10 protein-coding genes are annotated in these 7,087 nt (G+C 64.0%); 1 reads left to right on the forward strand and 9 read right to left on the reverse strand.

What is annotated here, in order from left to right; all coding sequences use genetic code 11:
* Nucleotides 1–73: 73 nt before the first annotated feature.
* Nucleotides 74–727 (forward strand): PAQR family membrane homeostasis protein TrhA, encoded by a 654-nt coding sequence (gene trhA, locus GRX31_RS08925; protein ID WP_052151651.1) that lies wholly within the window; start codon nt 74–76, stop codon nt 725–727.
* Between the two features lie 258 nt (nt 728–985).
* Here trhA and GRX31_RS08930 read toward each other — a convergent pair whose 3' ends face one another.
* The 9 genes from GRX31_RS08930 to GRX31_RS08970 all read right to left on the reverse strand — a co-directional run.
* Nucleotides 986–2,020 (reverse strand): tyrosine-type recombinase/integrase, encoded by a 1,035-nt coding sequence (locus GRX31_RS08930; protein WP_160852260.1) that lies wholly within the window; start codon nt 2,018–2,020, stop codon nt 986–988.
* On the reverse strand, nt 2,017–2,241 hold the full coding sequence (locus GRX31_RS08935; RefSeq protein ID WP_016449495.1) for a DUF4224 domain-containing protein: 225 nt from the start codon (nt 2,239–2,241) through the stop codon (nt 2,017–2,019). The genes GRX31_RS08930 and GRX31_RS08935 overlap by 4 nt, the downstream gene beginning before the upstream one ends.
* 283 nt (nt 2,242–2,524) lie before the next feature.
* Nucleotides 2,525–3,088 (reverse strand): hypothetical protein, encoded by a 564-nt coding sequence (locus GRX31_RS08940; protein ID WP_160852262.1) that lies wholly within the window; start codon nt 3,086–3,088, stop codon nt 2,525–2,527.
* Nucleotides 3,085–3,501, reverse strand: coding sequence for a hypothetical protein (locus GRX31_RS08945; RefSeq protein ID WP_237426635.1), 417 nt, complete (start codon nt 3,499–3,501; stop codon nt 3,085–3,087). Before GRX31_RS08945 ends, GRX31_RS08940 begins: the two co-directional genes overlap by 4 nt.
* Before the next feature lies 1 nt (nt 3,502).
* Nucleotides 3,503–3,685, reverse strand: coding sequence for a hypothetical protein (locus tag GRX31_RS08950; protein WP_160852266.1), 183 nt, complete (start codon nt 3,683–3,685; stop codon nt 3,503–3,505).
* Nucleotide 3,686: 1 nt separating this feature from the next.
* Entirely contained in the window at nt 3,687–4,202 is a 516-nt protein-coding gene (locus GRX31_RS08955) for a class I SAM-dependent methyltransferase (protein ID WP_160852268.1), read from the reverse strand.
* Complete coding sequence (locus tag GRX31_RS08960; RefSeq protein WP_160852270.1) at nt 4,195–5,289, reverse strand: hypothetical protein; 1,095 nt, start codon at nt 5,287–5,289, stop codon at nt 4,195–4,197. Before GRX31_RS08960 ends, GRX31_RS08955 begins: the two co-directional genes overlap by 8 nt.
* Before the next feature lie 137 nt (nt 5,290–5,426).
* Nucleotides 5,427–6,527 carry an RNA-directed DNA polymerase gene (locus GRX31_RS08965; protein WP_160852272.1) on the reverse strand — a complete coding sequence of 367 codons (1,101 nt, stop codon included), beginning with the start codon at nt 6,525–6,527 and terminating at the stop codon, nt 5,427–5,429.
* 155 nt (nt 6,528–6,682) lie between these two features.
* Nucleotides 6,683–7,087, reverse strand: a 405-nt coding sequence (locus GRX31_RS08970; protein WP_202396531.1) for a four helix bundle protein, incomplete at its 5' end; no start/stop codon positions are given.

A 7,087-nucleotide genomic window follows, 5' to 3' on the forward strand; every position in this document is an offset into this window, starting at 1 on the left:
TCACGTCTGAGCCGTAAGGTGGAGGAGCCGGGCACGGCGTCCGGCGTTCCTTGGTCATGCGACAGGAGGCTTCATGCCAGACTTGCAGGCAGGCTTGCCGAGCGGCACAAGCGTTTGGTGCCAGCCCGGCGAGCGGTTCAATACCTGGAGTCATCTGGCAGCCCTGCTCGTGGGCGTGGTGGCCAGTGTGGGCCTCATCTGCGAAACGGTGGCCGGCGGCGATGCGCGCAAGATTGCGGGCTCTGTGGTGTTTGGCCTCTCTCTGGCGGCGCTGTTCGGTGCCTCGGCCCTCTTTCATGGCTGCACCGGGGCACGCAAGCGTTTTTGGCAGCGCGTCGACCACGCCTGCATTTACCTGCTGATTGCCGGCAGCCACACGCCCTTTGCCTTGATGGCGCCCTCTGGCTTGTGGGCTTGGTCCTTGCTTGCCGGTGTATGGGCGCTCGCATTGCAGGGCGCGATACGTGCACTTGGTTTCGATTCGCCGCCGCGCCTGTCCCTGTACATCAGCCTTGGCTGGCTCAGCTTGGGGGGCGCGGTGCCGATGGCCTTGCGCCACGGTGCGCAGACCCTGGCCTGGCTGCTCGCGGGCGGACTGCTCTATTCGGCAGGAACGGTGTTCTACCGAAGCCTTTCGAGCATGCGCCATTCGCATGGCATCTGGCACCTGTTCGTGGTTGCCGGCAGCGCCTGCCATACCGTCGCGGTGGTCGGTTTGCTGGCCTGACGCGAGGGCTCGTGCTGGCGGCGCTGCGTTGGACGCTTTGGATTCTGTTAGACAAAAGCCCCTGGCTCTTTCGAACCAGGGGCTTGAATCATTTGGTCGGAGCGGCGGGATTCGAACTCGCGACCCTCTGCTCCCAAAGCAGCGATAGAAGTGAATTAAATCAAACACTTACGTTGATTTTGTCTACACTTGGCCGATCTATGCGCTGAAATAGATCAACGACTTACGGTAGCGCTGTAGACGGTTTTTTGGGCGCATTCAGCGGGTTGCTTTTGAGCGAATCGCCTGCTTGTGGCGCACATAGTCGGCAGTCTGGGACTGTGTGGAGTGAGCGCCCATTCGCTGAGCCGCAGTAACCCCATGGAGGCGATCCACGTCGGTCAGCGCCTTGGCCCGCAGGTCGTGAATGTGGGCGTCCTTCACTCCGGCCCGGGTCAGCGCGCGGCGCCATGCCGACTTCAGCGCCTCGTAGCTGTACGCGCCGCCGTCAGGCCCGGTGAACACGTATGTCAGCCCCACATTCTTTTCTGCCTTGATCCGTGCAATCAGTTCGCGCAGCCTGGGCGTCCACTCGATCAACACCTGGGCGCCTGTGCTGTCTTCGACCTTGGACGGACGGAACAGGACGCCATCGCGCCCGACGTTGGCCCAGGGCAAGGCCAATACGTCCCCGATGCGCTGGCCCGTCAGATAGGCCATGTCCAGAATGGCACAGATCATCCGCCCTGCCGGGTTGATCTGCTTCGCGCGCTGGCCGCCACTGCGCAGCGCCGCCACCTTGATTCGCCGCAGCTCGCTATCAGTGATGTAGCGGTTGCGCGCCTTCACGCTCGCAGTCCGGATCGCGTCCACCGGATTCGCGCCAGACTCTCTATACCCCTTCTCCTCTGAAAAACGCATAAGCTCGCGCAGCATTGAGCGGTATGCGTTATATGTCCTGGGCATCTTCGCAAAAGCCTTCAGGAACTCCACGGCATCCGGTGTGCGGATATCCTCAGCGCGGAATTCAGCGAAGGCCTGTGAAATTGTCCGGACCTGGTAAATGTCATTCGCCTGGGTCTTCTTTGCATGCTTCGTGCTGACCTCCTGAAGCCACTGGCTGCAGATCGCCTGCATGCGGTCATCCACAGCGCCGCGCATTTCGGCATCTGCCAGAGCGCGATACAGGGCGGGTAGGCCATCGGCTATGGCCGACAGCCGTATCCAGGACCGCTGCTTGTTGACCTGGCGCACCAGGTAGTAGGCGCCATGCTTTGCATGCACGCCCTTCGGGAGGTGGCTTTTCTTCTTCATGCGACTTGTCGGAGCTTGGGAATGCGGACCTGAGGCCTGTCCGTCTTGATGGCGCTGCCTGCGCACACGGCGGTGTAATGGGTGCGCTCCAGCAGGACATTGCCAGCACGGCCAATGCGCGCCCTGAAAAAACCCTGCTGGCGCAGGATGGCAAGCTGCTTGGACGGCCACTGGTAGCCAGTCAACTCCTCAATTTCTTCTCGTGTGAGAGTGAGGCTCATGTTGTTGCACTCCTAGTTTTTTCTGCTGCTGCACGCGCGGGTCGCGCTCATGCTGATATGCGTCCCACAGCGCCGTCCCGGCATCGCAGCGCGGCTGAGACCGCGTGACGCCAGCCGCGATGCAATGCGGGCACTGAAAGTGGTGGGCCTGATACGCGCTGTCAGCCAGCTCCCACTGGCTGGCGCTGGGCGGCTCAGGCATAAGAAAACCCGCTCTCGGCGGGTTCTCTGTAGTGCTTCTCCTCGTCTCGCCGTTTCCGGGCCTGGCGCACGTCTCGCTTGCTCATGACGATCCTCCGGTGATGCCGTGGACGAGCTCTCCGTGGCGCAGGCCGCCCGCGAAAGCTGTGCGCGTTACGGGAACGCTGATGCCGGCGTCGTCCATGATCTGTTCCACGCGCGCGGGCGGCAGCGGCTTGCGCGCCTCCAGCTCATCCGCGTCCCGGAGCTTGAGGATGCTGTTCTCGCTGGCCAGGTCCAGGGCCTGCATTTCGAGTTCGTGGATGCGTGCGTTCTTACTCGCCTCCAGCTCTGCGATGCGGGCGTATGGGTCGAAGGTGTCCGGCCTCTTGCAGTCTGCGTAGCCCCTGGTTATGTCGTGGATGTCTGGGTGATGCTGGATGCAGCCCAGGGCCTGCTCTGCCGTGATGTGAGGCTTGGTGCCGTGGTGGTTGGCCCAGCGCTCCACGTATTCAAGCGTGGTGCGCATGGAGGCGTTCTCGGTCTGCAGGCCGCGCAGCATGTCGGCAGCTTTGTGGCACGGCCAGTTTCCCGGATCGAACGCTGTGTATGTATCCAACTCGGCGGCCATCGCGTGGACTTCTTCGGGTGTTGGTGCTGTGGTCACGGGGTCTGTCCTTTCTCGAATAGATCGCCCACAGCGAGCCGCGCCCGCCGAGTGGTCCGGGCGTTTGCCGCTCGCATGGGTGCGTCGAGCTTGTTGTGGCAGCGCTGGCACAGCGCCTCAAGGTTGTCATCTGCGCAGTTCGCCGGGTTCGGGTCGTGGGTGTGCGCGATGGTCAGCACCACGTCCACCATCTTGGAGACTTCGTAGTTGCACATGTGCGTCTGGCCGAGGTGCACGCCCGTTTCCGAGCAATACACGTCGGCACTGTCCAGCATGTAGGTCCCCTCGTCGGCTCCAGCGCCGCGCGCTATGCGGGTGCGGTTCGGCGCCTTACAGCGCTCGAAGCGATTGCCTGCCCGTTCGAGGATGCGCGCGCGTATCTCCAGCCAGTTGGCAGGGTAGAGGGCGCGCATTTCAGGCCGTATCGGCATGCTGCGGTCCTTTCTGCTGCGCCTGGGCGCGCTGAGAAACCCATGCCTCGAAGCTGGGCGGGTTGACCATGAAGCTCACGCCACGCTCGTATTCATCACGCAGACGCATCAGCTCATCCCTGGTCAGGTACACGTCTTCTTGGTCTTCGATGATCTTGATTGCCATTTCAGCTCTCCTTGTGCGCTGCGGGGCGCGACTTGATGAACACCAGCCAGTGCGTGAGGCCTCCGCGGCCGCTGACCTGGCCGAACAGTGGTTTCTCGGGCGTCAGGGCCAGCACCTCGCGGAGCTTCACCTGGGTCTCGTTCCACTTGAAGACCAGCACGCCCTCGGGCTCCAGCACGCGGAAGCACTCGGCGAAGCCCTGGCGCAGGTCCGCGCGCCAGTCGTCGCTGAGCTTCCTGTACTTGGCCGCGAGCCAGCTGCGGGGGCCGGCGCGCTCAAGGTGTGGCGGATCGAAGGCCACCAGCCGGAACGAGCCTTCCGGGTAGGGCAGCGCGCGGAAGTCCATAAGTACGTCCGGCTCGATGTGCAGCGTGCGCGTGCCGTCCTCGCGGTGCGAACGGTCGGTGACTGTGAGGGTCTCGCTGCGGCGGTCGCCGAAGATGGCGCGCGGGTCGGCCTTGTCGAACCACATCATTCGGCTGCCGCAGCACACGTCGATTACGCGGGCTTCAGTCATCGTGCTCCCCCTTGGCTGCTGCCTGGGCTGCGTCCGGGCTGCAACGGTCGATCCTCTCGATCTCGGCCAGGATCAGGGCTCCAGCCTTGACCAGGGCGCGGCGCGGCGTGCATGGCTTGAACTCCCAGGAGCGCGGCCATGGATAGTTGGTCGGCGGGTACACGTTGTCGTCCAGCGTCAGGTCGCGGTCGATGCCCCTGGAGATGGCCTGCAGGTTGTCCGATGCAACTGCTGCATATCCGGCCGCCGCAAAGCACATCTCGCCTTCGTCGTGCTGGTCGTCGTGCTCGGATGTCCAGCCTTCGGCTTCGACCTGGCGGCGGCGCTCGGCCAGCACGTCGCGCGCGGCCTGGCTCAGGACCTTGGATGGCGCATCCACTGCAGGCGCAGCAGGTGCTGCCTGGGCACGCAGCACGCGCTGTGCGCGGTTCGGGCCGCTCAGAATCACGCCTTCGGACTCTGGTGCGTCGGGCAGACTGTCGAAGAACTCCAGGATCTCTTCCAGCTTGTCGGCCTCTTCCTTGTGGAACGTGACCTCGCTGGAGCCATCCTCGAACGACTCGCCCCAGTCCTCCACTGCCGTGTTCACGATGCGGGCCAGCTGCAGCAGGTTCTCGATGACCTGCGTTGCAATGGCCGATGGCGCAGTAGATGCCTGGGTCGCTGCTGCCAGCATGCGCACAAGATCGTCTGGGTAGAGCAGCACCGGATCGCCACGTTTGCCGTATGCGGGCACGCGACGGCCTCCGTAAGCCATGGCGAAGTCCACGGCTGCAGGCGCTTCCTGGGCGGGCGCTACAGCACCACGTACCAGGGCAACGGTGTAGGGTCGCAGGCTGGACAGGCTGGCCCCGCCATCCTTGCGCGCTCCGTCCATCGTCTCTGCTGTCACAACGCGGTCGCCTTCGGGCGTCATCCACGCCACAACGCCCTGGGGCGCCACAGCGGCCGGAGCTGCCCCGGCGTAGAGCGGTTCTGACGTGTAGCCGTTGTCGTCGGGCGTCTCTGACAGCCATGGCTTGATCGTGGGGTCGCTCGGGTCGCTGATGCGGTAGCCGGCAATGGGCTGTTGCTTCGTTGCTGTCATGAGGCTTCCTTGGTGATGCGCCAGAGCGCTTTGGTGGTGTTGATGACGTGGCCTGCGCGCTGCAGCAGCTCGCAGGTAGGCGGTGGGGTCGGGGTCATGGGGCAGAAACAGGAAACCCGCCGAAGCGGGTCTGGGTGTCAGGTCGTGCGTCGAAACGCTTTCGTGAGGTGCAGGCCCTCGACGGCATGCCCTCGCTTGAGCAAAGCCCGGCAGATCTGCGCCTGGGCGTTGTGGCTGGCGCTGGCTTGGCGCGCCAGGCCGAGATAGCTGTTGCCGCTGGCGTAGACATCGGCATCGGGCATGGCCTCCAGCCGGCTGAGCGCCTGGTGAAGCGTGCGTGGCCGCGTGATGCGGCGCCAGGGCTTGATCATCTGGCCCGCGTAGTCGATACCGCGCGCAATCGGCTGGATCACGGTCTTGCGTGGGTTGAGCGCAAGCCCCAGGTCCGGCAGCTTGGCTTCGATGCTGTGCAGGGCCTGGCCCAGCCACTGAGGCGATTCGTGCAGCAGCACCATGTCATCGACGTAGCGCGTGTAGTGCCGGCAGCGGATGGCGTGCTTGACGTGCTGGTCAACCTCATTGAGCAGGACGTTCGCAAAGAACTGGCTGCTCAGGTTGCCGATCGGCAGCCCCTGGTGCCGGACTGCGTTGGACAGGCGCTTGTGCGGTGGCACGGCGGCCAGCGTGGCGGCGCTGCCGCGCACAAGATAGTCCTCACGCGGATCGTGAAACAGCACCATCTTGCACAGGCCGCGCCACCACGGTTCGTGGATCTGGCGCACCAGCAGCGGCCACAGCACGCGCTTGTCGATGCTGACGAAGAAGTTGGCCAGATCGCACTTCAGGTAGAAGCCTGGCCGCGCCCAGTTCTGCGTCTGGCTGCGCACCTTTGCCTCCAGCCGCTGGGCCGCGTATAGCGTGCCGCGCCCGGCGATACAGGCGCAGGAGTCTGCGATGAATCGGCGGTGGAAGCGGTCGGCTACCTGGTTGTAGAGCAGATGATGCACGATGCGGTCGCGGAAGCCCGATGCCCAGACCTCGCGCGGCCGTGGCCGGCTGATTGCGAAGCAGATGGAGCGCCCGGGGCGGTAACTTCCGTCGCTCAGCTCCTCATGGAGATCTACCAGGTTGCACTCCAGATCCTGCTCGAATCGGAGCGCGCTAGCGGTATTGCGTTTGTGCCGGCGGCAGTCGAAATACGCCTGCACCAGCTTTTCGAACGAGTAGCCTGAATCCATAGAAACTCTCGGTGGGATATGCGGAAAGGCCGAACTCGGAACTCGTTGTTCCGGTTGTTGTTGTTCGTGTTGCCGTTCTCGAAATCGACAGCCCAGGGGTGTCGAGCGTTCACGTCGGCCCGCCGAGTGTTCAGCGGGCGAACTACGCGGGATCACTACGGCTGCTGCCGGCGATATCCCTGCTGCGCCTGTCGGTGGGCTTGTGGCCCAGCGGCTCGACCAGATTCCAAGGCGCCATGGCCGACTTGCCGTGACAGGCCGGCGGCGGGCGCGCGTTCCGAGTGTTTCTGCCAGCCCGTAGCCTGTTTGCTGATGCTGGTGGTCAGGGCGATGGCGCGTGCAAACTGCTTGTGCGAGATCAGGCGCAGATCGACGGCGAGGCGCAGCGAGAGGTTGATGACCTCCACTTCCTCGCGCATCAGACCCAGGATCGGAGCTTTCTCCTGGCTGGTGTTGGCCTGGTAGGTTCGCATGACAAGAGCCATGCACTGCCTGCGCATGCCGGCGCCAAAGTCGGCCTTGAAGTTCCGGGGCATGTTGGCGACCAGATGTGTGACGAG

The sequence above is a fragment of the Delftia sp. CH05 genome, from assembly GCF_009827015.1.
Lineage (GTDB): Bacteria > Pseudomonadota > Gammaproteobacteria > Burkholderiales > Burkholderiaceae_C > Comamonas > Comamonas tsuruhatensis.

Excerpts from the sequence above, each read along its gene's own strand:
- GRX31_RS08945 (WP_237426635.1), bottom strand. The coding sequence starts at position 3,501 with ATGCGCGCCCTCTACCCTGCCAACTGGCTGGAGATACGCGCGCGCATC.
- GRX31_RS08930 (WP_160852260.1), bottom strand. The coding sequence starts at position 2,020 with ATGAAGAAGAAAAGCCACCTCCCGAAGGGCGTGCATGCAAAGCATGGC.
- GRX31_RS08950 (WP_160852266.1), bottom strand. The coding sequence starts at position 3,685 with ATGGCAATCAAGATCATCGAAGACCAAGAAGACGTGTACCTGACCAGG.
- GRX31_RS08955 (WP_160852268.1), bottom strand. The coding sequence starts at position 4,202 with ATGACTGAAGCCCGCGTAATCGACGTGTGCTGCGGCAGCCGAATGATG.
- GRX31_RS08960 (WP_160852270.1), bottom strand. The coding sequence starts at position 5,289 with ATGACAGCAACGAAGCAACAGCCCATTGCCGGCTACCGCATCAGCGAC.
- GRX31_RS08965 (WP_160852272.1), bottom strand. The coding sequence starts at position 6,527 with ATGGATTCAGGCTACTCGTTCGAAAAGCTGGTGCAGGCGTATTTCGAC.
- trhA (WP_052151651.1), top strand. The coding sequence starts at position 74 with ATGCCAGACTTGCAGGCAGGCTTGCCGAGCGGCACAAGCGTTTGGTGC.
- GRX31_RS08935 (WP_016449495.1), bottom strand. The coding sequence starts at position 2,241 with ATGAGCCTCACTCTCACACGAGAAGAAATTGAGGAGTTGACTGGCTAC.